A 21,316-nucleotide genomic window follows, 5' to 3' on the forward strand; every position below is an offset into this window, starting at 1 on the left:
ATCACATGGGTAAACTTTGGCAATGGCCATCTACGTCGATCCACCCTTGTGGCCAGCGCATGGAACCGTGTTCTCGCACCTGGTCTCAGACTCGTCGCTGGAGGAGTTGCACGCGTTCGCGGCCGCCGCCGGAATTCCCGAGCGAGCTTTCGACGGAGACCACTACGACGTCCCCGAACGCCGATACGGCCACCTGGTTTCAGCCGGGGCCATCCCTGTGGAGGCCCGCATCCTGGTCCGCAAGCTCATTGCCAGCGGACTGCGCATCCCGGCTCGTGAACGGAGCAAGGCCTTGACAGTACCTCTGATGGAACGATGGAACACCACCTACCCCGGCCACGAGGAGCTGGGTCTTGAACTCCTCGAGCGCTGGGGAGAGGACCGCAGGAAGTATCACAGCCGGACACATCTCCTGGCAGTCCTTGAGGCCTTGGATGTGCTGGCCGAACCGGACCAGCCTGCCCGAACCGTTCTGCTGGCAGCATGGTTTCACGATGCCGTCTATGAAGGAGTGGCCGGGCAGGACGAAGAAGAGTCCGCTCGCTTGGCAGAGGACAGGCTAACGTCCACTGGTTTGGCTCCGCACGAGGTGGCCGAAGTGGCACGCTTGGTCCGCCTCACCGCCACTCACAGTCCAAAGACAGGCGACTACGCGGGTGCAATGTTGTGCGACGCAGACCTCTCCGTGCTCGGCGGCGACCAGCAGTCCTATGCCCGCTATCGTGCCGCCGTCCGCGAAGACTACGCCCATGTCAGTGACGACGACTTCGCTAAGGGGCGCGCCGCCGTCGTACGTGACCTCCTGAGGCTGGATCCCCTGTTCCACAGCGAACGCGCCAAGGCACTCTGGTTGACGGCTGCGCGACGGAACCTCACCGGCGAACTCGGGTGAGCGGTTCGCTCGACGAACCCGGTGTACCGCAACGGCAGCTGCCGTACTCGATCCGCTTCGAATGGGGGCTCGACGGCGCGCGTGCGGTGGTGCCCGGAGCTGACCTTGCGGTGGTGGTTGACGTTTTGTCATTCACCACGTGCGTCAGCGTTGCCATGGACCGCGGTGCGGTGGTTTATCCGCACCCTTGGCGGGATGCGGCTGCCAGCGAGTTCGCCGCTCGTCACGGAGCCTCACTTGCGGGGCACCGGGGTTCGGACGGATTGAGCCTCTCCCCCTCGAGTCTTCGGGCTGCGTCGGTTCTGGACCGGCTGGTTCTTCCGTCCCCCAATGGTTCCGCGATCAGCCATTACCTTGCCGCATCTGCCCCAAACGTGGTGGCCGTCTCGCTGCGCAACGCCGCCGCTACGGCCAGCTGGGTTCACGCCGCGTTGCCTAAAGATGCTGTCATTGCGGTTATTGCTGCCGGCGAGAAGTGGGCTCACGGCACTCTCCGCCCGGCGTTGGAGGATGAGGTTGGTGCGGGGGCATTCATCGCCGGACTTGCAACCGCCGGGCGGCAGAATTTCTCCCCGGAGTCGGCGGCTGCGGCATCGGCTTTCGTTGCCGCCGAACCGCGGCTGACCGACGTATTGCGTGGCTGCTCCAGCGGGCGGGAACTCATAGACACCGGCTTCGCGGACGACGTCCAGATCGCCGCCGAGCTGGACGCAAGCCATGCGGTGGCTTTGTTGCGGGACGGGGCCTTTCAGGGGGCTTAGGCCTTCAGCCGTGCGCGAGGAGTTCCAGTCCTACCACCGCCAAGCCCAGCAGGAACTCCGCACCGAGCACAATCACCTTCTTCCGCCAGGACATCTTCACCCGGCGAACCGCCAGATAGCCGATGAGGACCAGGGCAGTAATCAGGGCGACGGTTGATGCGCGCAATGAGGTTTCCACGCTCCACCGGCCCATGGCAGCGACGGCGATAAAGATCAAGGGGAGAACAATCGCCCCGAAAGCGCCGAAGCTGGTCCTCGCCATATGCGCCAGCTCAGAACGGCTCGGGGTCTTCGCATGCACGGCCAGGTGCGAGACGAAGTCGGCCACGAACACCGCCAGCAGTGTGCCCACCACTGTGATGGCCAGCGTCGAAGCGGCTTCCCCTGGAGTGAGTGTCTCCGAGTGCGACTGCAGGGCGAGGACAACCGCCAGCCCGGTGAAGGTCACATAGACCCGCTCCTTGAGTGCTTCGGCTCGGTGCTGGGCGCTGGGCTGGGCTTTGGTGGTCACTCGCCAAGATTACTCGCCAACGTTTCTGGGCTTTTGCGGCCGAGGCTACCATGGAGGTGTGACCTCCTACCTCCTGGATTCCCCTCAACTCCCACTGGCTGTGCCTGACGTCGAGCATGTCCTGGCTGTACGCGGCGTGGGCGGCTACCGCCAGTACCGCATCCCGGCCCTCGCCGTCAGTACGCGGGGCACTGTGCTGGCTGCCTACGATGGCCGGCCCAACTTGGACGACCTCCCCAATCCCATAGATCTCCTCCTGCGCCGCAGCTACGACAACGGAGTTACGTGGGAGCCACAGCAGCTTGTGCGCACGGGATCGGGGCTCCACGGCTTCGGTGATCCAAGCTTGCTGGTTGACACGGAAACCGGGTGGATCTTCATGTTCCACGCCGCAGGCACGCATGCGGGCTTCTTCGAAGCCGTCACCGGATTGGAGCCCGAGGACGACGTGCAGCATGCGGACGTCAGCTTCTCAGACGACGACGGCGACACCTGGCAACACCGCAGGCTCACCGGACAGCTCAAGCACGACTCCGTCACTGGCCTGTTCGCCGCTGCTGGACAGGGAATCCAGATACACACCGGCCCTTTTGCGGGCCGGCTGGTGCAACAGTATGTGCTGTTGGCAGACGGAGCCATCATGGCTGCGTCCGCCTACAGCGACGACCACGGCGAGTCCTGGTCCCTCGGAGACATGATCGGAACCGGTCCCGGCGGCATTGGGCCCAATGAAAACAAGGTTGTGTGCTTGGACGATGGCCGGCTGCTCGTGCATTCGCGGGCAACGCCGTGCAGGTTGTCTGCAGTGTCCGAGGACGGCGGGCAGACATGGAGCCCGTTGCAGCCCATCCCGGAACTACCCGACCCCAGCGACAACGGCTCCGTGGCGCGTTTCGACGGCCTTCCCAGTGTTGATTCTTACGCGACACCTGAGACCTCTAAGTGGCTGATCGCCAGCAACAATCAGGACCCTCATCTTCGTCGGAACACGGTCCTGAGCCTCTCCCCCGACAACGGCGCCACCTGGCCGGCCAAGCTGTTGCTGTGCGAGGGAAGTTCGGCCTACTCCACCGTTACGCGGCTCCCGAAGGGGAACATCGGGGTGCTCTATGAGCGTCAGGGGTACCGCGAGATCGTGTTCGCTTCGATCCCTGCCGGGCAACTGACGGGGCAGCTTCACCAAGCTGCAGCGATTCAGGACTCTTCGGACACCGCAGGGCTCGTCTTCGACATGGAGCTGCGGTCCATCACTCCGGGCAGGCCCACGGAATGGCAAAACGCGGGTGACTACCACGTGATTCCGGCCAACAGCGACGGCGAATGGGATGTGCAGACCTGGAAGGAAATCGGCCAAGGCTACGCCGGTGACCAGATCCTTGGCACCCGCGAAGCCCAAGACCTCAACTACGGCCCCATCATCGCTGGCTACAAGGCCGGGGACATCTTGGCCTTCACCGGACGCATCCGCAACCGCGGCACCGAGCCGGCTGCCGGCGTCGTACTTCTCGGACCGCACAACAACCCTGACAGTTTCCCGCCAGCGGACCTACTGCCCGGCGAACACGCGCTGTACTTCACCCCGACGTACACCATTACCGAGACCGATCTGGCCCGGAAAACGCTGGACCTCACTTTCACGGCAGAGGCCGACGCCGGAAGGGTGCGTTCCGAGCGCACCTTCCGGTTCGACCTGCTCACCGGCGCTGTTGTTGCATCTTAGAGGTGGCGCTTCTTAGCGGTAGGTGCTGACGAACGGCTGGCTGGTGGGCACAATCTGCTTACCGAGGGGCATCAGCGATACCGGGATCAGTTTCAGGTTGGCGATGGCCAGCGGGATTCCGATGATGGTGATGGCCATGGCGACAGCCGTGACCACGTGACCGATCGCAATCCAGATGCCTGCAACCAGAAGCCAAATCACGTTGCCCAGGAGCGCAAACACCCCGGAACCGCCCGGCTTCTCAACCACCATTTGGCCGAAGGGCCACAGGCAGTAAGCACCGATCCGGAACGAAGCGATGCCCCACGGGATGGTGACGATGAGCACGCAGCAAATGATGCCTGCCGCGAAGTAACCCAGGGCCAGCCAGAACCCACCGAAGACAAGCCAGATGATGTTAAGGAGCGTTTTCATAGTCTTCATTCTCCCCTGCAGGCCCGACAAAAAGCCTAGGGGTCTGCCCTGAATCTTCCCTGACTTCCAGCGGCGCGTGTTGCTGTGTCACGGCATCGGGCATCGGCTCAGCCAGCCAGGACGCCGTCCAACTTGTCGAACGAGGTACCCCAGCCGTCGCGGGTCATCTCTACCCACTCCTCGGACGCAAACGGCCCCTGGGTGAGATTCATCCGGGTGCGTCCGTTGAGGTCCTCGAATTCGAGGTGCATTTCCTCGTACTCGTGATCAGCGTCGGGAGCAGCTTTGGCCTGCGCCACCAAGAGAGCCGGGCTGTTGAGCTCGGTGATGGTGGCCTCGATGGGCGCCGACTGCTCGCCGTTCTCATCCGACCACACCATGACTACCTGCCACACGCCGCCAACCCGGGGCTCAACGATGATCTGATCGCGGGGAGCCTCCACTTCCACGGGCCCGAACCACTGGGTGAGTTTGTCCGGCTCCATCCAGGCTTCAAAAACCTTCTCGCGGGGAGCATCGAATTCGCGGCTCATGGTCAGGGTGTGCTGTTCGGTGCTCATTGCTATTACTCCCGGGGTGTCGGTGATGCTCGATATCCAAGTAGTGGTGCGTTGATGTAAATCGTGTTGTGAGCGAGCCTAATGGGCCCTACTGACACGATAGGTGACCTCAGGCTTTAGCGGCCTCGACGAAAGCGCGGATCTTGGCCAAGTCCTTCACACCGCGGGATTCCTCGACGCCGGAAGACACGTCCACTCCCCATGCGCCGGCTGCTGCGGCGGCGAAAGCCACGTTCCCGGATTCGAGACCGCCGGCAAGGAGCCACTCCCGCCCATCGAGCTCTTTTGCGCGCACGGAGGCGTAGTCCCACGACTCCCCTGAGCCGGGAACAGCGGCATCGATCAAGAAGATGTCCTCGCCCAGATCAGCGAACTCATCCTGCGAGGCACTCATGGTGACGGCTCGGATGAGGCGCATCCCGGCGTCGTGCACCGTTGTAACGTCGTCGGCTGTCCGGTGACCGTGCAGTTGCACCCAGTTGAGCCCGGCGGCACGTGCCGTAGCCACCGCATCAGCGGCGTCCTCGTGCCGGAAAACACCCACAGCCTGAACACCTTCAGGCACCAGCGGCAGCAAAATGCGCACCTGATCCGGGCTGACTTCGCGGGGGCTGGCGGTGAGAACGAAACCAACCGCGTCCGCACCGGCGTCCACCGCTTCACGCACGGATTCGGGCGTGCTCAAACCGCACACTTTGACGAACATTCCCGTGCCTCCAGCCGTGATCAGAACGTTTTCCACATATGACGTTAGCAAGCCGCATTGCCAACGCAGAAGCTGCGTCCACCACTAGGCTGGTCGAATGGAGATTATCCGCTTTGCCGATGTCCGTCCCGAACCGTGGCGCAACGGAGGCGGGGTGACGCGCGAACTCGCCAGCCATCCGAAGGCCGCCTCCGCACAGGACGGCGCCTGGGATTGGCGCGTTAGCATCGCGGACGTTTCCAAGGCCGGGGAATTTTCTGTGTTTCCGGGCATGGAACGGGTCATCACCATCATCGACGGCGAACTGCTGCTCCTCACGGTGGACGGCTCGGAGCATCCGTTGGAGAAGTACCGTCCGTTCCGTTTCTCGGGCGAGGCTGCTTCGTCGGCCGCCCTCCCCACCGGTGACATCCGGGATTTGAACGTCATCGCACGCGCCGGCGCTTTCAAGGGCTACACCTCAATTGTGGAGATCTCCAAGAAACGCGCGCACCCGGTCTTCGAGGGTCAGCTGGCCGTCCTGCTCGAGGGTAAGGCCACAGTGGCGCCCGGGGCCGCTGTGGAGGAACCAGCCGCTGTGGAGGAACCAGCTGCTGTGGAGGAAGGGTCCGACGGCGACGGTCCGGCACCCAGCGTCGGCGAACCTGTCGAGCTGTCCCGATACGACGCCGTGGTTGGCTCGGATACCCGCAGCCCTGAGATCTCAGGCCGGGGCTTCGTGGCAGTGATCTCGATCGATCATGTGGACCCGTCGCACGCCTGAGCTGGTGACGTTAACCACCAGAGGTGGCCACCTCGCACGGGAGTTGCTAGCCTGAAATGAAGGTTCCCCTCTGGAACCTCCGGACGACGGTTCAGTACCCGGCATGCGACAAGACTGGCCAAAGGAAAATGTCATGTCGTGGTTAATTCTCATTCTTTCCGGGGCACTCGAAGCCGTCTGGGCCGCAGCTCTCCATCGCTCCAAGGGCTTCCGTAAACCCGTCCCCACAGTTGTCTTCCTTGTATCTGTCGTGGCCAGCATGGCCGGACTCGCTATTGCGATGCAATCCATTCCCACCGGCACGGCCTACGCAGTGTGGGTTGGTGTCGGCGTGGTACTGACAGCCACCTACGCCATGGTTACCAAAGTTGAACGCGCGACGACGGCCCGGCTGCTTTTGCTTGCTGGCATCGGCGCATGTGTCATTGGCCTGAAGGTGGTGGCATAGCCATGACTAAGAACACTGGAAACACCAAGAACACCGGCAACGGCATCTACTGGATCATCCTCCTGGCTTCAGCGCTGCTGGAAGCCGTATGGGCCACGGCTCTGGGCTTGTCCAACGGCTTTACGCAACTCATGCCCACTGTGGTTTTTGCCATCACCGCCGTGCTGAGCATGCTCGGCCTGGGTATCGCCGTGAAACGAATCCCCCTCGGCACTGCCTACGCGGTGTGGGTTGGTATCGGAGCTGCGCTGACCGTTGGTTGGGCCATGATCACGGGTGTGGAATCCGCGAGTCCGTTGAAGCTGCTGTTCATCGCGGGAATCGTGGGCTGCGCTGCCGGTTTGAAGGCCCTGCCCGCTGAGAAGCCTGTAGCCAAGGCCGAGTAGCAAGCACACCCCCGCTCGTTCCCTCCCCCGCATGCCCCCGTGGCCGCGCGCCCTCTGCCGCATGCCCGCTCTTGCCCTAGCCCTCCTGCCCCGGCCCTCCATTTCGATGGTTCCCTGCGAAACGTGCCGTGCGCCCGGCACTTCTAGCAGGGAACCCCCGGAAGGGCCGGGCAAGGAGGTCCGCCGAGCAAGGAGGTGCGCCGCGCAAGGGCAAGGGCAAGCGCAAGAGTCGGGCCCTGCAGGAATACCCTTAGCGTCCGTGGAGTTCACGCCATCAAAGGGCACTCTGGAACACCTACGCGTATTGGAGAAGTTCATGACGGCAGTTCAACTCGGCGATGGCCTTACTGTAAGCCCGCTCGGTTTCGGCGGAATGGCCCTGACCCCGGTCTATGGCGGAATCGACCCTGAAGAAGGGCTCAAAACGCTGCGGCACGCGGTAGACGCCGGCATCACGTTCATCGACACCGCAGACGTATACGGCGCGGGCAGTAACGAGGAACTCGTGGGCAGGCTCTTGAAGGACCGGCGCCACGAGATCCAAGTAGCAACAAAGTTTGGAATTGAGGGCAACCCCGCGGACGGGTACACGGGAGTCCGCGGGGATGCGCCCTACATCAGGCAGGCGGTGGAAGCGAGCCTCCGCCGCCTGGACACTGATGTGATTGACCTCTACTACATGCACCGCCGTGACCTCCGCGTTCCGATAGTGGAAACCGTGGAGGCCATGGCGGAGCTGGTCCGAGAGGGCAAGGTCCGGCACCTGGGACTGTCTGAAGTGACAGCCGAGGAGCTCAGGCAGGCCAACGCCGTCCATCCCATTGCCGCAGTCCAGAGTGAATGGTCAATCTGGAGCAGGGATGTTGAGCTCAACGTTGTTCCTGCAGCCAAGGAACTTGGCGTCGGGTTTGTGCCGTATTCGCCGCTGGGCCGTGGCTTCCTTACGGGAACCGTCAGCGCGGGCGACCTTGGCGAGAACGATTTCCGCCATAAGATCCCCCGTTTTGGTGACGAGGCACTTGATGCGAACCAAGCCGTAGTGGCTGCGGTTCGCGAGGTAGCCAGCGGGCTGGATGCAACTCCGGCCCAGGTAGCCCTGGCTTGGCTGTTCACCCAAGGTCAGCGCCTCGGGATTTCTGTGGTCCCCATCCCCGGCACGCGTAAAACGCACCGAATCGACGAGAACCTGGGGGCACTGTCCCTGCAACTGGGGAAAGCGCAACTTGAGATGCTTGACCAAGCCGCTGCCGCCGTCGTGGGTTCACGATCCGCCGACCCCAACTGGGTGTCGCAGGGCCGCGAAGCCAACAACGTAGGCTGAACGAATGGACTCGCTTCTTCACTCACTACGTGACGTCACCATCCGCAGCATTTCAGTCAGCGAGATGAACAACAACGTGTATCTGTTGACTTCGAAGTCAACGGGCGCTCAGTTGTTGATCGACGCCGCCGACGACCTTCCGGCCATTCAGCAACTTCTGGAGGACGCCGCCGCGGATGCTGCCGTGACGCCGAAACTCGCAAGGATCGCCACCACCCATCAGCACTGGGACCACGTCCGTGCGCTGGCGGAACTGGTGAAAGTCACCGGCGCAAGTACTTCAGCGGGGGCGGACGACGCCGATGCGTTGCCGGTTCCAGTGGATGTCCGCCTTGGTCACGGCGACGTGGAGCGGTTCGATGGCTTCGAGATTACGGCGGTCCACCTGCGTGGACACACCCCTGGCTCGATCGCTTTTGTGTACCAGGATCCGAACGGGCCAGCCCACATTTTCAGTGGAGACTCGTTGTTTCCGGGCGGCGTCGGCAACACACAGAACGATCCTTCACGTTTCACTTCTCTGTTGAACGACGTGCAGGAGCGACTGTTCGACGCTTATCCGGATGAAACCCTGGTGCACCCGGGCCATGGACTACCCACAACCCTCGGCGCCGAGCGGCCACACCTTGAAGAGTGGCGCGCCCGAGGCTGGTGACTTGCGGGGCCTGCTCTACGTCCTAAACCCAAGGAATAGCGCGCAGAGCGGGCCTCACAACGCGAGACCTAGCGGCCGCGACGCTCGTTCGAGGCCGGAGCCGATGCACGACGCGGACCGCTGCGTGCCGGACGACCTGCGCCCGAGCCACCGCGACCGGAGTTGCCGGAAGCACCTGAACCGTAGGATCCGCCGGACGTAGCGCCCGTTGCGGAAGACCAAACGGCCTTGTTTCCGCCGGTACGGGTGCTCGTGGTGGATGCCGTGCGCGGAGCCGAAGCTGAGCGCTGGCCGGTAGCCGGACGCCCGCTGCGGCCGTTCTGGCCCTGCGAGCCGGGAACGTCGTTGCGGTGAGTAGCACCGGCCTTGCCGCGACCGCGGGGGCTGCGGGCGACGTCGTCGTTCATTGCTGCGCGGCGATCTGCACGGTTGGTGTCCGTACGAACCGGCTCAGCCCCAACCTTGCCGCGACCGTTGCGACCGCCGCGGCCACCTGCGGTGGGTGCCGCCTGAGTGGAGCGGCGTGCGCGCTTGCGCTGGGCGTTGGCGCCGGTGGAGGTGCCGCCACCCTGCTGGGTTTTCGCCGCGAGGAGGGCCGCACGGGTGCGGGGATCAACCTTGTCAGCGATGTCGCCCACGAGCTTGGAAACCAGGGGTGAGTTGGCCGTGACGCGCTCGAAGCTAACGTCAACGCCGGCAGCCTTCATGAGCTTCTTGACGTCGCTCTGCTGCTCGGGGAGCGTCAGAGTGACCACGGTGCCATCGGAACCGGCGCGGGCCGTACGGCCTGAGCGGTGCAGGTAGGCCTTGTGCTCTGTGGGCGGGTCCACGTGGATGACGAGTTCGACGTCGTCAACGTGCACGCCACGGGCTGCGACGTCGGTGGCCACCAGGACGCGGACGTCACCGTTGGAGAACTCGGCAAGGTTGCGGTCGCGGGCGTTCTGCGACAGGTTGCCGTGAAGGTCGACGGCGGGGATGCCGGCGTCCGTGAGGGTCTTGGCAAGCTTGCGGGCGTGGTGCTTGGTCCGCATGAAGAGGACGCGACGGCCTGCGCCGGAGGCCAGTTCAACAATGAGCTGCTTCTTGACGGTCTGGTCGTTGACCACCAGGACGTGGTGTTCCATGGTGGTGACAGCGGCCTGGGGATCGTCCACGGAGTGCGTCAGCGGGTTGGAGAGGTAACGGTTGACCAGCTTGTCAACACCGTTGTCCAACGTCGCGGAGAAGAGCAGGCGCTGACCCTGGGTGGGGGTCATGTCCATGAGCTTCTTGACTACCGGGAGGAAGCCGAGGTCAGCCATGTGGTCTGCCTCGTCCAGCACGGTGACCTCAACGGCTTCGAGGGTCAGGATGCGCTGGCGGATCAGGTCTTCGAGGCGGCCCGGGCAGGCGATGACGATGTCGACGCCGGCGCGCAGCGCCTTTTCCTGGCGTGCCTGGGAGATGCCGCCGTAGATGACCGTGGTGTTCAGGCCCATGGCCTTGGCCAGCGGCTCGATGGTGGCGTTGATCTGGGTTGCCAGTTCACGCGTCGGTGCAAGGACCAGGCCCATGGGGCGGCCGGGCTTGCGGAAGTGCTTTGCTTCGCGCTCGGCCAAGCGGGCCACGAGCGGGATGGCGAAGGCAATGGTCTTGCCGGAACCGGTGCGGCCACGGCCCAGGACGTCGCGGCCTGCGAGCGTATCCGGGAGGGTCTTGACCTGGATGGGGAATGCCTCTTCGATGCCATCTGCGGCGAGGGATTCAGCGATGGGCTTGGGCGTGCCAAGGGCAGCAAAAGTAGTCATAAACTTCATGTCTTTCGGGCGGTGTCCACGTGCGGACATCGGCCCCCGACGCCGGTTGGGCCAGGGGTTCGCCGAGGAAAAGTCAGGTGGTCTACCGATTCGCTTCAACAGCGGTGGCCGGGACCAAATAGAACGCGTTCATCGACGCAGGATGTGCCTCTCACATGAAAAATGCCCCGCCGCGCAGCCTGTCAGGCCACCTGCTTCAGGGCGTCACCGCACATCAAGTGTTCCTAGCTTAGCAGTGTTTCTGTTGAGGGCCCGCATCGGGGCAGGTCAAGGTCGCGTCGCAGGCACCCAAGTAGGTAGCAGATCAGGTCGCTCCCAGCGCTGGGAACGACCTGATCTGCTACCTACTTGGGTTGAGTGAGTGAGAGCTCCTGTTCGGCGCTCGAGTCGCTCGGGGCCTCGGATGCGGCCACGTGGGCGGCGACCCTGGGCGCTATGACAACCCCGACGACGGCGATCACGGCCGTCAGCGCGAAGACCGCAGCGAAGGGGCCGGCAGTAAAGGCCGCGAACACGAGCCCAGTAGCAGCCAGTGACAGCGCACCGCCGAGGGAGTCGGAGATGGACATGGCCGCGCTGTTGAAGCCTTGGTTTTCCTCTGTGGAGAGTGCCAACGTCATCACGGAGAGCCGCGGGTACATGAGCCCCATGCCGCCACCGGCCAAGATCCAGCCTGCAATGGCCACGGCTGCGGGCAGGGCGAACGCTGCGGTCACCAGGGTGGAGATCACGGCAATCAGCACCAAGGCAGCGCCAATCTTGACGGCAAGATCGTCCGCCAGCCGCGCACCGAGCTTCCTTTGGATGGCCGACGCCCCGGCCCACGCCAGCGCGGCTCCGGTCAGCGTCAGCCCGGCAAAGGTGGGGGTGAACGCGTACCGCTCAGTCAGCAGGTATGGCAGGTACACCTCGGCCCCGAAGAACGCCGCCGACGCCAAGCCACGGACCAGGATGACGCTGGGCAGTCCGCGTCGGGCAGTGAGGGTCCCCCGCGGTACCAGCGGGCGGACAGCCACCAACGCAAGGACAAGCGCGACGACGGCAATCACCCCACCAAAGCCCGGCACCTCGGCGGAGAGGTTCAGTCCGAGGACGGCGACGGCGGCGAGCGCCGCCCAGCCCATCCGACCGAAAGCCCACGGGACGGGCTCGGCAGCGGGCTCGGAATCCATCCCCCGCACAGCCGGGACCACCATCAGCAAAGCAGGAACCACCAAGCCCACAACACCGAGGAACACCCAGTGCCAACTGCTCAGCTGGGCCACAACGCCCGCCGCGAACGGGCCCACCAAGGACGGAACCACCCAGGATGCTGCGAAGGCGGCAAAGATTTTAGGGTGCAGCGCCGGCGGGTACACGCGGGCCACCAGGACGTACAGGGCAACGGTCATCGCACCCCCACCAAGACCCTGCACCAAGCGTCCGAGTACCAGGATCTCCATTGTCCCGGCCGTGCCGGCAATGAGCAGGCCAGCGACGAACAACGCAACCGAGGAGTACAGGGGTGCCGCGGGACCACGACGATCTGACCAGTTACCAGCCGCCACCATGCCCATGACGCCTGTAGCCAGCGGGCCTGCGAAGGCCAGCGCGTAGAGGCTGGCACCGTCCAGGTCGCGGCTGACAATCGGCATGATGGTGGTCACCGCGAGGGACTCGAACGCGCTCAGGAACACCAGCGCGCAAGCCCCCACGGTGGCAAGCAGGTATGGACGGCGGAGTATCCCGGCCGTTGAGGTGTCAGAGGTCATGGACGTCAGCCTAGAACCTCAACTAATGTTGAGGTCAATCAACCGCCCACCCCACCGAAAGCGACGCATGCCGCCAGTCGAAACGCACCGGCCCCTCACTATTGGTGAGCTGTCCGAACGGAGCGGAGTGTCGGCGTCGGCCCTTCATTTCTACGAACGCAACGGGCTCATAGAAGCGGAGCGAACGGCCGGCAACCAGCGGCGCTACCGGCGGGACACGCTGCGGCGGGTCGCTTTCATTAAGACATCCCAGCGGGTGGGCTTGCCGCTGAAAGACATCCGCGAGGCACTGGACTCGCTGCCTGACGGCCGGACCCCCACCAAGCGCGACTGGGCCAGATTGTCGTTGCGATGGCGAAAGGAGCTGGACGACCGCATCGCTGCCCTGCAGCACCTGCGCAACGACCTCGACGGCTGTATCGGCTGCGGCTGCTTGAGCCTGAAGTCCTGCACGCTGCAGAACCCGTCGGACGAACTCGGGGCTTCCGGCGCGGGCGCCCAGCGCTGGACTTTGCCGGAATAGCAACAGGCATTGCCTTTGAACGCAGCGCCACGGCACGCTTGGGTTATGACTGAAAAGACGCACGACGCCGGCGCTCACCAGCACGGTCAGCACACCCACGATGGCGCGCAGCAGAGCGGCCTGAACCTTCATGAGGACGCGGACAATGCCGTGGACATGTGGGACGGCATGTACCGGGAGCGCGCCAAAATTTGGAGCGGGAACCCGAACCCGCAACTGGTTGCCGAGGCCACTGGACTGAAACCGGGCAAGGCGCTGGACCTGGGCTCAGGCGAAGGTGGCGACGCTATCTGGTTGGCACAGCAGGGCTGGACCGTCACCGCGATGGACGTGTCCGCCGTCGCGCTTGAACGCGCAGCTGCGCATGCAACGGAAGCCGGGCAGGCGGAACGGATCACGTGGCAGCAACAGGACCTCACCGAGTGGGAGCCCGAACCGGTGTTCGATCTGGTCTCGGCCCAGTTCCTCCACTCCCCGTTGTTGCCGTGGCGGGACTCGGCAACAAAAGCCGCTGCCGCGGTGGCACCCGGCGGGACGTTGTTGATCGTGGGGCACCACCCCCACGGGCTCCCTCCGTGGAGCCACCACCACGAGTCCGGCATGTTCTTCACGCCGGAGCAGTTGGCGGGTGCCCTGCGGCTGGATCGCGAGCCGTGGTTTGTTGAGGTCCTCACGGACAGGGCACGGACTATTGAAGGGCCCAACGGCGAGTCCGGCACCACCCTGGACACGGTCCTGAGGGCGAGGAAGCACGCCTAAACACCGTGGGGCAGCAGTTCCCCATAGGGCGGCACCACTGTTCCGGTGGCAGTGGAGTCCGGATTCAGCATCCAGCCCACTCGCTTTGCAGTGTTCAGCATGACTACGCTCTCCACCAGTTCGATGCCCGGGATCCGCTGCTGGATGGTGAGCTCCATTTCCATGACATCGGCCAGGGATCGCAGCCACATGATCATGGTGAAGTTGGTCCGGCCGGTGGTGGATGCGGAGAACCGGACGTTGCGGATGGCCCTGAGTTCCGTGGCAGCGGCCTCGTGCTGGCCGGCGGGAACGTTCGCGAACCATTGCACGGTGATGGGAAATCCGGAGAACTGCTGGGCAATTTCGCAGCGGAAGGACAACATCCTGCTGGCCAGCACACGACCGAGTTGCCGTTGAACCGTTGCTGGATTCCGGCCCAGGGCCCGGGCAATCTCCGCAGCGGTGGCGCGGCCGTCGCGGGCGAGGAATGGGATGAGTGCCAAATGGCTTTCCGGCAGCGGGACCACGATCGCGTCGGGTGCTGAGGGGTTGGCCGACTCGGGTCCCGCGAGCGCCCGGAGAGCCTGCTGCTCCGCTTTGCTGAGCACGTTCAGCCTCCACGCATAGCCGCTGGTGTGGATCCGTGTGCAGAGGGCTGTGTGGTACTTGGTGAGGCCCCGGATTTCCTTGAGCCTGGGCAGTAATTGAGTGCTGAACTGTTCCAGGTCCTGGGTGATGACGGTGAGCGTGAGGTCGCGGTTGCTGGCGGCTTCCTCCACGGTGATGACTTCGGGAAGCTGGGCAACAGCGGACGTGACACCAGGCCGCAGGTGCATTTCGCAGTCGATATCCACCATGGCCAGGCACATGTCTTTGGGATCGCCCATCAGGTGGGCGGTTGTCCAAGCTGCGCCTACCGCCCGCATGCGCTCCCATCGGGAGGCCAGTGTGGTGGCATGAACGCCGAGGACGTCGCCGGCGTCGGACCAGCTGATCCGGGGCGATATCTGTAGGGCGTTGATCAGTCGCAGACCTTCTTCGCTGAGCTCCATGAGCTGATTCTCCTAGATGGTTGCATGAATCGTGCACTGGGTGCTGGGATCGTGCATATTTCCAGATGTTTCACGGCATGTGAATCACATCACCCCAGAATGGCATAAGGAACCTATCCCGAGCACCATAGGAGAACATATGACCATCGCGGCCGACGCCAAGGAACTGCGGGACGACATCGTCCGGCTCCGCCACGACCTCCACCGTGAACCCGAAATCGGGCTGCAGCTACCCCGCACGCAGGAGAAGGTACTCAAAGCGCTGGATGGGCTGCCGTACGAGATCACCCTGGGCAAGGAAACGACGTCGGTCACCGCGGTTCTGCGGGGCGGCGCGGATCACGCTTCGGCCGAGAAGCCCGTGGTCTTGCTACGTGCCGACATGGACGGACTTCCGGTGCAGGAAACCACCGGCGTGGACTACACCTCCCGTGTGGATGGCGCGATGCACGCCTGCGGTCACGACCTCCACACCTCCATGCTCGCCGGTGCTGCCACCCTCCTGGCGGAGCGTCGCGATCAGCTGGCCGGCGATGTGATCCTCATGTTCCAGCCCGGCGAGGAAGGCTTCGACGGAGCGAGCTATATGATCAAGGAAGGTGTCCTTGATGCCGCCGGCCGTCGCGCCGACACTGCCTACGGGATGCATGTGTTCTCTTCCTTGGAACCGCACGGGCAGTTCGTCACCAAGCCCGGCGTCATGCTCAGCTCCTCGGACGGACTCGTTGTCACCGTGCTTGGCGCGGGCGGCCATGGCTCAGCTCCGTACTCAGCCAAGGACCCCGTCACCGCCGCTGCCGAGATGGTCACCGCACTCCAGGTCATGGTCACGCGCCAGTTCAACATGTTCGATCCCGTAGTCCTGACCGTCGGTGTCCTGCACGCAGGAACCAAGCGCAACGTCATCCCCGAGACCGCCCGCATCGAGGCCACCATCCGGACCTTCTCCGAAGAGTCCCGCCGCAAGATGATGGAAGCAGTACCCAGGCTTCTGCACGGCATCGCGGCAGCCCACGGTTTGGAGGCGGACGTGCACTACCAAGAGGAATACCCCCTCACCATCAACGACGACGACGAAACCACCACCGCGGAGAAAGTGATCGCCGGAATGTTCGGCGAATCCCGGCACACCCGCATGGCAACTCCCCTGAGCGGTTCCGAGGACTTCTCCCGTGTCCTCGCCGAAGTCCCCGGCACCTTTGTGGGACTCAGTGCCGTTGCCCCCGGCGCCGACCACACGACGTCGCCGTTCAACCACTCACCGTACGCAATGTTCGACGACGGCGTCCTCACCGACGGCGCTGCGCTGTACGCCGAACTTGCCGTATCCCGCATCGCTGCCCTCGCCGGCAACTAACTCCCCTTCCCCAGACCCTCCCCACTTTGGAGAACCACATGACCGCCACCGTAGGAACGTCCCCCGACGTCAAGGTCCACAAATCGCACATGCGAACGCTGGTTGGTACCGGCATCGGCAACGCCGTTGAATGGTACGACTGGGCCATTTACGCAACGTTTGCCCCTTTCATCGCGAGTGCCCTGTTCAGCCAGGCGGACCCCACCTCGGCGATGTTGTCCACGTTGGCGATCTTCGCCGTCGGATTCGTTGCCCGCCCGTTCGGCGGCTTCGTGTTCGGCTGGATCGGCGACAGGATCGGCCGCAAGACGTCCATGACTGTAGCTGTGGCCTTGGGGGCGGTGGGCAGCCTGCTCATCGGCATCGCGCCGACGTTCCAGGCCGTGGGCGTCTTCGCTTCGGTGATGCTGCTGGTGGCCCGGCTCATCCAGGGCCTGGCGCACGGTGGTGAGTTGCCGTCGTCGCAAACGTACTTGTCCGAGATGGCGCCCAAGGAACACCGCGGCTTCTGGGCCACCCTCATCTACACCTCCGGCACAGCCGGAATCCTGGCCGGTACCCTGCTGGGTGCGATCCTCACGGGCGTCCTGAGCAAGGAAGAAATGAACGACTGGGGCTGGCGCATCCCGTTCCTGATCGGCGGCGCACTGGGTATCTACGCCCTGTTCATGCGGGCCAAGATGAAGGAAACCGAGGCGTTCGAAGCTGAGGCTCCCAACGAGAAGCGGCTCCCGATTCTGCCGCAGATCATCAAGTACCGTAAGCAGGCGCTGCAGGTTATCGGCCTCACGGTTGGCCTGACGGTTGTCTACTACATCTGGGGCGTCGTGGCTCCGAGCTACGCTGCATCCTCGTTGAAAATGGACCGGGGCGCAGCGCTCTGGGCTGGTGTGATCGCCAACGTAGTGTTCATCGCGGCCCTGCCGTTCTGGGGCAAACTGTCCGACCGCATCGGCCGCAGGCCCGTGATCATCGCATCAGCCGCGGGCGCCGCATTGCTGCACTTCCCCATGACCTGGCTGCTCAAGGACTCCCCGTGGCAGCTCGCCGTGTCCATGTCCGTGATGCTGTTCTTCATCGCAGGCAGCGCAGCAATCGTTCCGGCCGTGTACGCCGAGCTGTTCCCCACTCACATCCGCACCATCGGCGTCGGCGTCCCGTACTCCATCTGCGTAGCCGCTTTCGGTGGCACGGCCCCGTACCTGCAGACGTGGCTCGGCAGCATCGGGCAGGGCTACCTGTTCAACGTATACGCCGTGATCCTGCTGCTGGTGGGCATCGCGTTCGCCTTCTCCATCCCGGAGACCAAGGGCAAGGACCTCACCGTCTAGCCCTTCCTCCCAACTGGGTCGCAGATCAGGTCGTTCTCAGCGCTGTGAACGACCTGATCTGCGACCTACTTGGGTTAAACGAAGCGGTCGCGGCCTGCCCGGTAGCCGAAGAATGCTGCCAGCGAACCGACCACCAGGAACAGGATTCCAGCGGCCGCGAATTCGCCCGTCGCCTGATGGAGTTGGCCTACCAACAGCGTGCCCACCGATCCCACTCCGTAGCCGACGCCCTGCATCATCCCGGACAGGTGCGCGGCCGTGTGGGCGTCGCGGGTGCGGACCATGATCATGGTCAGCGCTACCGCGGTGAGCGAACCCTGGCCAAGCCCATTGAGTCCGGTCCACACCCAGATGAGCTCCGTGGGGCCAAAGATGGTCAGCGCAAACCCGCCACCCGTCATCAGCGCCACCACCATGTTGATGATCCGCTGGTCCTTGAACCGCGTGGCCAGCGCCGGGGCAAACAGCGAGCCGAGCATCTGAAGCACAATCGACACCGAGACGATCAGCCCGGCCGTACTCCCGTCGATCCCCCGGTCGCGCAGGATCGGTGCCATCCACGCGAACACGCTGAAGGACATCATGGCCTGCAGCACCATGAACATGGTCACCTGCCAGGCCACGGCTGACCGCCACACGTTCACGCCGCCGTGGATGGCCTGGTGCTTGACCGACGGCTGGCGGATTGCCAACGGCAGGAACAGCAAAAGTACGACGGCGGCCGGCACCGCCCAGAACCACAGAGCCGAGGTCCAGTGGCCGGTTGCCGTAAACACCGGATACGTGAAGCCCGCGCCAAGGGCGGCCGAAGCGCAAATCGCCGTCGTGTAGAGGCCGCCCATCAGGCCAAGCCGGTGCGGGAAATCCCTTTTGACGACGCCCGGAAGGAGCACATTGCATAAGGCGATGGCCGCTCCACAGGCCGCGGTACCTGCCAGGAGGGTAGGGAGGTGTCCTATTCCCGGGATGTCCAGGGGCCTCAGGAGCAAGCCCGCCGTAAGCACAGCCATAGCCCCGAGGAGCACCCGTTCCGCACCGAATCTGCGGGCCAGAATGGGGGCTAGGGGTGCGAAGACGCCCAGCAATGTCACCGGCACCGTAGTGAGGACAACCAGAGACCAGCCCGGCAGACCGGCGTCGGACGTTATTTCTGGCAGGACTGCAGAGAAGCTGGAGAAGACTGTTCGAAGGTTCAGACCGATCAGGACCAGGCAGACACCCAGGTAAATGAGGCCCCGTTTGCCGCGCAGCTGCGTGGGATCCGGGGCAGGCTCTTCGTCGATCTCAGCGTCCACCGCGATCTCAGGGAGGACTGACTTCTCTGGGTAGCCGGGGGTCTTGGAGGAGGTCACACGTCCTATTCTGTCAGCAGGCGATGACCGAGCCCCAGCCGGCGGCCGGTGCCCGGGATGTGACCGGATGTCAGGGGTTGATTTCCTGTCCGCGCCAATTGCTGCCGTCACGAGTGAACTGCCAGCGGATGTGAAGATCGCCTGAGAGGTCCAGCCAATCCAGGTCCGTCATGTCGATTCTGATCCAGGCAAAACGCTCCATGGCCGTCGCATCGTCACCCGGGCCATCCAGTGGCTGATCCGTGCGGGGAGAGCCCGGAACAAGCCGTGAGGCATAAAGGTGCCGGCTGCTCGGGCTGAACCGCTCCCAGGCCCGGCGTCGCTCGCTCTCATCGGTGACCACCTCAGCGTTACCCAAGATGCGCAGCTGAACCCCGCGGTCGTCGTCGTACAGGGTCAGTGCCACAAGCGGCTGGTGGCCCAATTCCGCAACCTTGCGGGACAGGACGTTGGTGGCAACCATGACCTGTCCGGCTGTTCGGTCAACAGCCCTGATGATGACCGAACGGACCCGTGGTCCTCCGTCCGGCCCCGTAGTACCCAGGAAACCGAGCGTAAATGGGGTGCGACCCTCCGTGGCCGCCACCAAGGAACCGAGGGCCAGCTCCAGAGTCTCCGCGCTTGTGCTCATTTCCGGAGACAATCAGGAGACACAACCCGCGTGGTGCTGGCTGGATTGTTGATCAAAGCGGCCGCGGGACGGATGGGGCGCAGCTGGAGGTTCCCGCCGCAGTTCGGGCAGGACCTGTTGGGGAAGCCAGCAACACAGTCCGCACACCACGTGCACTCAAAAGTGCAGATGTAAGCCTCGCCGGAGGGCAGGATGTCACGGTCGCAGCATTCACAATTCGGGCGGATCTCAAGCATCAGGCAACTCTACCCACAGGGCAATGGCCGGCCCCTTTCGCCCCCGACTTTTTCCCTTCGACCCCTGCGCCAGCCAGCTCTAAACAAGGGACGTGAAGATATCCCAGCCGGTTCCGATGGTCTGGGGCGTGGGAACAAAGCCTGAATACTTGAGCAGGTCCCCGTTGGCATCGATCGCTACTGTGTCATTCCGGGTTACCGTGTGCCCCCAATGGATGGCCTCACCTAAGTTGTGGGTGTAACTGCCGGCACCGAGGATGTCCACCATGGACCCCCAGCCGGGTCCCCAGGTGTTGGCTCCTTCCCAGCCCCCACTACTGTTGGTGCGGTAGTGGTGCATGTACCCGTCGTAGTCGCGTCCAAGGACATCCACATTGCCGTCGCCGCTGAGGTCACCGGCGGCGATGATTCTGTCAAAAATATGCCACCCGGTACCAACAACGCTGGGTGCCTCCCAGCCTCCGTCGCCATCGCCGGGATACAGGTGCAGATCACCTTCAGCGTCCCGGGCAACCACATCGTTGATACCGTCCTTGTCGAAGTCGCCGGGGCCAAGAATAGTGTCAAAAATGTTCCAGCCAGTGCCAACCACTGAACGGTCCTTCCACCCGCCGGAACCATCCCCCGGGTAAAGATACAGCTCGCCCTCGTCGTCCCTGCCGAGGACATCATTGTTTCCGTCCCCGTCGAAGTCGCCCGGCGAGAACACGATGTCGAATATATTCCACCCCGTGCCGACCAGCCTGGGTTTGTCCCAGTGTGCCGTCTCATAGCTGGGGCACAATCCGGCGTCGCATGGTCCCAGACCATAGGTGTAGGTCCTCGGATAAAGGACCAGGTCGCCGTGGTCCGTGCGCCCCATCAACTCGAAGTTTCCACGTCCGGTCCATCCCATGGCCCGGTTGGAGGCTGAAATGGGTGCGGTTTCCTCGCTGTGCAGCGGGGTGTTCTCATCACCACGCAATGAGTCTCCACAGTGTGCCTTTTCCGGGGTGGTGGCGTAGACGTTGAAAGAGAGGCGGTTCCCGCGGTCTTCGGGCAAGATCTTGAGCGATTCGTTCTGGCGTTCGGGCGGCAGAGGGGTGCCGTTGCTGAGCCACTCGATCGTGTAGCCGTCCGGCGCATCCTGGGTCTTGTCGCAGCCGAAAAATTCCGCTGGCGCACCCATCCGCAGTTCTGACCCCACGTAGGGCATCCCCACCATGGATACGATCCCGTCCATATCAATGTGGTGCAGAGGCGCGGACCCTGCAGCACCAGCCCGAGCGACGCCCGCCCCGGCAGATCCCGCCACGAGCAGGCCAGCCAGGGCACCCGCCGTCGCCACCGTCCGGAAGACCTGGACCGGATTTTTCCTGCGTGTTGTGGAGAAGATCATGCGGGCTCATTCCTGTTGAAGTCCGGAA

Annotated in this window: 23 protein-coding genes and 1 riboswitch; of the genes, 12 read left to right on the forward strand and 11 right to left on the reverse strand. The window is 63.8% G+C overall.

Annotated features, from left to right (window positions below; all coding sequences use genetic code 11):
• The first annotated feature begins 22 nt into the window (after positions 1-22).
• Together ACIQH5_RS18880 and ACIQH5_RS18885 are read left to right on the forward strand one after the other, a co-directional pair.
• Positions 23-892 (forward strand): DUF4031 domain-containing protein, encoded by an 870-nt coding sequence (locus ACIQH5_RS18880; protein ID WP_400406400.1) that lies wholly within the window; start codon positions 23-25, stop codon positions 890-892.
• Complete coding sequence (locus tag ACIQH5_RS18885) at positions 889-1,653, forward strand: 2-phosphosulfolactate phosphatase (protein ID WP_400406402.1); 765 nt, start codon at positions 889-891, stop codon at positions 1,651-1,653. The genes ACIQH5_RS18880 and ACIQH5_RS18885 overlap by 4 nt, the downstream gene beginning before the upstream one ends.
• Before the next feature lie 4 nt (positions 1,654-1,657).
• Here the strand turns inward: ACIQH5_RS18885 and ACIQH5_RS18890 are convergent, their stop codons facing one another.
• Positions 1,658-2,164, reverse strand: coding sequence for a hypothetical protein (locus ACIQH5_RS18890; RefSeq protein ID WP_400406405.1), 507 nt, complete (start codon positions 2,162-2,164; stop codon positions 1,658-1,660).
• Between the two features lie 58 nt (positions 2,165-2,222).
• On the opposite strand from ACIQH5_RS18890, the gene ACIQH5_RS18895 reads away from it, so the two are divergent.
• A complete protein-coding gene (locus ACIQH5_RS18895; protein WP_400406407.1) occupies positions 2,223-3,884 on the forward strand; it encodes an exo-alpha-sialidase in 1,662 nt (553 codons plus the stop codon).
• A 12-nt stretch (positions 3,885-3,896) separates the two neighbouring features.
• Here ACIQH5_RS18895 and ACIQH5_RS18900 read toward each other — a convergent pair whose 3' ends face one another.
• The 3 genes from ACIQH5_RS18900 to ACIQH5_RS18910 all read right to left on the reverse strand — a co-directional run bounded on the left by ACIQH5_RS18900 (position 3,897) and on the right by ACIQH5_RS18910 (position 5,564).
• Positions 3,897-4,298, reverse strand: a complete 402-nt coding sequence (locus ACIQH5_RS18900) for a YccF domain-containing protein (RefSeq protein WP_062068115.1) — start codon at positions 4,296-4,298, stop codon at positions 3,897-3,899.
• A 107-nt stretch (positions 4,299-4,405) separates the two neighbouring features.
• Positions 4,406-4,858 carry an SRPBCC domain-containing protein gene (locus tag ACIQH5_RS18905; RefSeq protein WP_353916470.1) on the reverse strand — a complete coding sequence of 151 codons (453 nt, stop codon included), beginning with the start codon at positions 4,856-4,858 and terminating at the stop codon, positions 4,406-4,408.
• A gap of 109 nt (positions 4,859-4,967) precedes the next feature.
• The gene (locus tag ACIQH5_RS18910; RefSeq protein WP_400406564.1) at positions 4,968-5,564 is read right to left on the reverse strand and encodes a phosphoribosylanthranilate isomerase; all 597 of its coding nucleotides are present in this window, start codon (positions 5,562-5,564) and stop codon (positions 4,968-4,970) included.
• A 97-nt stretch (positions 5,565-5,661) separates the two neighbouring features.
• Between ACIQH5_RS18910 and ACIQH5_RS18915 the strand changes: the two genes are divergently transcribed.
• From ACIQH5_RS18915 to ACIQH5_RS18935, 5 genes are all read left to right on the forward strand, one after another.
• The gene (locus ACIQH5_RS18915) at positions 5,662-6,327 is read left to right on the forward strand and encodes a HutD family protein (protein ID WP_400406410.1); all 666 of its coding nucleotides are present in this window, start codon (positions 5,662-5,664) and stop codon (positions 6,325-6,327) included.
• Positions 6,328-6,384: 57 nt separating this feature from the next.
• A riboswitch (guanidine-III (ykkC-III) riboswitch) is annotated at positions 6,385-6,450 on the forward strand.
• 10 nt (positions 6,451-6,460) lie between these two features.
• Positions 6,461-6,775 carry a multidrug efflux SMR transporter gene (locus tag ACIQH5_RS18920; protein WP_024818198.1) on the forward strand — a complete coding sequence of 105 codons (315 nt, stop codon included), beginning with the start codon at positions 6,461-6,463 and terminating at the stop codon, positions 6,773-6,775.
• A gap of 2 nt (positions 6,776-6,777) precedes the next feature.
• On the forward strand, positions 6,778-7,161 hold the full coding sequence (locus tag ACIQH5_RS18925; RefSeq protein WP_062068135.1) for a multidrug efflux SMR transporter: 384 nt from the start codon (positions 6,778-6,780) through the stop codon (positions 7,159-7,161).
• A gap of 316 nt (positions 7,162-7,477) precedes the next feature.
• Positions 7,478-8,482, forward strand: a complete 1,005-nt coding sequence (locus ACIQH5_RS18930) for an aldo/keto reductase (RefSeq protein ID WP_400406413.1) — start codon at positions 7,478-7,480, stop codon at positions 8,480-8,482.
• A gap of 4 nt (positions 8,483-8,486) precedes the next feature.
• Positions 8,487-9,137, forward strand: a complete 651-nt coding sequence (locus ACIQH5_RS18935) for an MBL fold metallo-hydrolase (RefSeq protein WP_400406415.1) — start codon at positions 8,487-8,489, stop codon at positions 9,135-9,137.
• A 68-nt stretch (positions 9,138-9,205) separates the two neighbouring features.
• Here the strand turns inward: ACIQH5_RS18935 and ACIQH5_RS18940 are convergent, their stop codons facing one another.
• Together ACIQH5_RS18940 and ACIQH5_RS18945 are read right to left on the reverse strand one after the other, a co-directional pair.
• Positions 9,206-10,927, reverse strand: a complete 1,722-nt coding sequence (locus tag ACIQH5_RS18940; protein ID WP_223940989.1) for a DEAD/DEAH box helicase — start codon at positions 10,925-10,927, stop codon at positions 9,206-9,208.
• A gap of 353 nt (positions 10,928-11,280) precedes the next feature.
• Positions 11,281-12,687, reverse strand: a complete 1,407-nt coding sequence (locus tag ACIQH5_RS18945; RefSeq protein WP_400406417.1) for an MFS transporter — start codon at positions 12,685-12,687, stop codon at positions 11,281-11,283.
• On the opposite strand from ACIQH5_RS18945, the gene soxR reads away from it, so the two are divergent.
• Together soxR and ACIQH5_RS18955 are read left to right on the forward strand one after the other, a co-directional pair.
• Positions 12,686-13,210 (forward strand): redox-sensitive transcriptional activator SoxR, encoded by a 525-nt coding sequence (gene soxR, locus ACIQH5_RS18950; RefSeq protein ID WP_400406419.1) that lies wholly within the window; start codon positions 12,686-12,688, stop codon positions 13,208-13,210. The two genes, ACIQH5_RS18945 and soxR, sit on opposite strands and share 2 nt — an antisense overlap.
• Positions 13,211-13,255: 45 nt before the next feature.
• Complete coding sequence (locus ACIQH5_RS18955) at positions 13,256-13,969, forward strand: SAM-dependent methyltransferase (protein ID WP_400406421.1); 714 nt, start codon at positions 13,256-13,258, stop codon at positions 13,967-13,969.
• On the opposite strand, the gene ACIQH5_RS18960 is transcribed toward ACIQH5_RS18955, so the two are convergent.
• Positions 13,966-15,003 (reverse strand): Lrp/AsnC family transcriptional regulator, encoded by a 1,038-nt coding sequence (locus ACIQH5_RS18960; protein WP_400406424.1) that lies wholly within the window; start codon positions 15,001-15,003, stop codon positions 13,966-13,968. The genes ACIQH5_RS18955 and ACIQH5_RS18960 overlap by 4 nt on opposite strands.
• Before the next feature lie 139 nt (positions 15,004-15,142).
• Between ACIQH5_RS18960 and ACIQH5_RS18965 the strand changes: the two genes are divergently transcribed.
• Entirely contained in the window at positions 15,143-16,360 is a 1,218-nt protein-coding gene (locus ACIQH5_RS18965; protein ID WP_400406427.1) for a M20 family metallopeptidase, read from the forward strand.
• A 38-nt stretch (positions 16,361-16,398) separates the two neighbouring features.
• Positions 16,399-17,691: an MFS transporter gene (locus ACIQH5_RS18970; protein WP_400406430.1), complete on the forward strand. Its 1,293-nt coding sequence runs from the start codon at positions 16,399-16,401 to the stop codon at positions 17,689-17,691.
• A 74-nt stretch (positions 17,692-17,765) separates the two neighbouring features.
• On the opposite strand, the gene ACIQH5_RS18975 is transcribed toward ACIQH5_RS18970, so the two are convergent.
• From ACIQH5_RS18975 to ACIQH5_RS18990, 4 genes are all read right to left on the reverse strand, one after another.
• Entirely contained in the window at positions 17,766-19,043 is a 1,278-nt protein-coding gene (locus ACIQH5_RS18975) for a CynX/NimT family MFS transporter (protein ID WP_400406433.1), read from the reverse strand.
• A gap of 70 nt (positions 19,044-19,113) precedes the next feature.
• Entirely contained in the window at positions 19,114-19,674 is a 561-nt protein-coding gene (locus ACIQH5_RS18980; RefSeq protein ID WP_400406436.1) for a pyridoxamine 5'-phosphate oxidase family protein, read from the reverse strand.
• Complete coding sequence (locus tag ACIQH5_RS18985) at positions 19,671-19,910, reverse strand: DUF1272 domain-containing protein (RefSeq protein WP_400406438.1); 240 nt, start codon at positions 19,908-19,910, stop codon at positions 19,671-19,673. Before ACIQH5_RS18985 ends, ACIQH5_RS18980 begins: the two co-directional genes overlap by 4 nt.
• Before the next feature lie 79 nt (positions 19,911-19,989).
• On the reverse strand, positions 19,990-21,288 hold the full coding sequence (locus tag ACIQH5_RS18990; RefSeq protein ID WP_400406441.1) for an FG-GAP-like repeat-containing protein: 1,299 nt from the start codon (positions 21,286-21,288) through the stop codon (positions 19,990-19,992).
• Between the last annotated feature and the right edge of the window lie 28 nt (positions 21,289-21,316).

The sequence above is a fragment of the Paenarthrobacter sp. NPDC091711 genome, from assembly GCF_044756605.1.
Lineage (GTDB): Bacteria > Actinomycetota > Actinomycetes > Actinomycetales > Micrococcaceae > Arthrobacter.

Bases quoted from the DNA above. Each gene is read 5' to 3' on its own strand.
- ACIQH5_RS18880 (WP_400406400.1), top strand. From the start codon at position 23: ATGGCCATCTACGTCGATCCACCCTTGTGGCCAGCGCATGGAACCGTG.
- ACIQH5_RS18900 (WP_062068115.1), bottom strand. From the start codon at position 4,298: ATGAAAACGCTCCTTAACATCATCTGGCTTGTCTTCGGTGGGTTCTGG.
- ACIQH5_RS18905 (WP_353916470.1), bottom strand. From the start codon at position 4,858: ATGAGCACCGAACAGCACACCCTGACCATGAGCCGCGAATTCGATGCT.
- ACIQH5_RS18910 (WP_400406564.1), bottom strand. From the start codon at position 5,564: ATGTTCGTCAAAGTGTGCGGTTTGAGCACGCCCGAATCCGTGCGTGAA.
- ACIQH5_RS18915 (WP_400406410.1), top strand. From the start codon at position 5,662: ATGGAGATTATCCGCTTTGCCGATGTCCGTCCCGAACCGTGGCGCAAC.
- ACIQH5_RS18920 (WP_024818198.1), top strand. From the start codon at position 6,461: ATGTCGTGGTTAATTCTCATTCTTTCCGGGGCACTCGAAGCCGTCTGG.
- ACIQH5_RS18925 (WP_062068135.1), top strand. From the start codon at position 6,778: ATGACTAAGAACACTGGAAACACCAAGAACACCGGCAACGGCATCTAC.
- ACIQH5_RS18930 (WP_400406413.1), top strand. From the start codon at position 7,478: ATGACGGCAGTTCAACTCGGCGATGGCCTTACTGTAAGCCCGCTCGGT.
- ACIQH5_RS18935 (WP_400406415.1), top strand. From the start codon at position 8,487: ATGGACTCGCTTCTTCACTCACTACGTGACGTCACCATCCGCAGCATT.
- ACIQH5_RS18940 (WP_223940989.1), bottom strand. From the start codon at position 10,927: ATGACTACTTTTGCTGCCCTTGGCACGCCCAAGCCCATCGCTGAATCC.
- soxR (WP_400406419.1), top strand. From the start codon at position 12,686: ATGGACGTCAGCCTAGAACCTCAACTAATGTTGAGGTCAATCAACCGC.
- ACIQH5_RS18945 (WP_400406417.1), bottom strand. From the start codon at position 12,687: ATGACCTCTGACACCTCAACGGCCGGGATACTCCGCCGTCCATACCTG.
- ACIQH5_RS18955 (WP_400406421.1), top strand. From the start codon at position 13,256: ATGACTGAAAAGACGCACGACGCCGGCGCTCACCAGCACGGTCAGCAC.
- ACIQH5_RS18960 (WP_400406424.1), bottom strand. From the start codon at position 15,003: ATGGAGCTCAGCGAAGAAGGTCTGCGACTGATCAACGCCCTACAGATA.
- ACIQH5_RS18965 (WP_400406427.1), top strand. From the start codon at position 15,143: ATGACCATCGCGGCCGACGCCAAGGAACTGCGGGACGACATCGTCCGG.
- ACIQH5_RS18970 (WP_400406430.1), top strand. From the start codon at position 16,399: ATGACCGCCACCGTAGGAACGTCCCCCGACGTCAAGGTCCACAAATCG.
- ACIQH5_RS18980 (WP_400406436.1), bottom strand. From the start codon at position 19,674: ATGAGCACAAGCGCGGAGACTCTGGAGCTGGCCCTCGGTTCCTTGGTG.
- ACIQH5_RS18985 (WP_400406438.1), bottom strand. From the start codon at position 19,910: ATGCTTGAGATCCGCCCGAATTGTGAATGCTGCGACCGTGACATCCTG.
- ACIQH5_RS18990 (WP_400406441.1), bottom strand. From the start codon at position 21,288: ATGATCTTCTCCACAACACGCAGGAAAAATCCGGTCCAGGTCTTCCGG.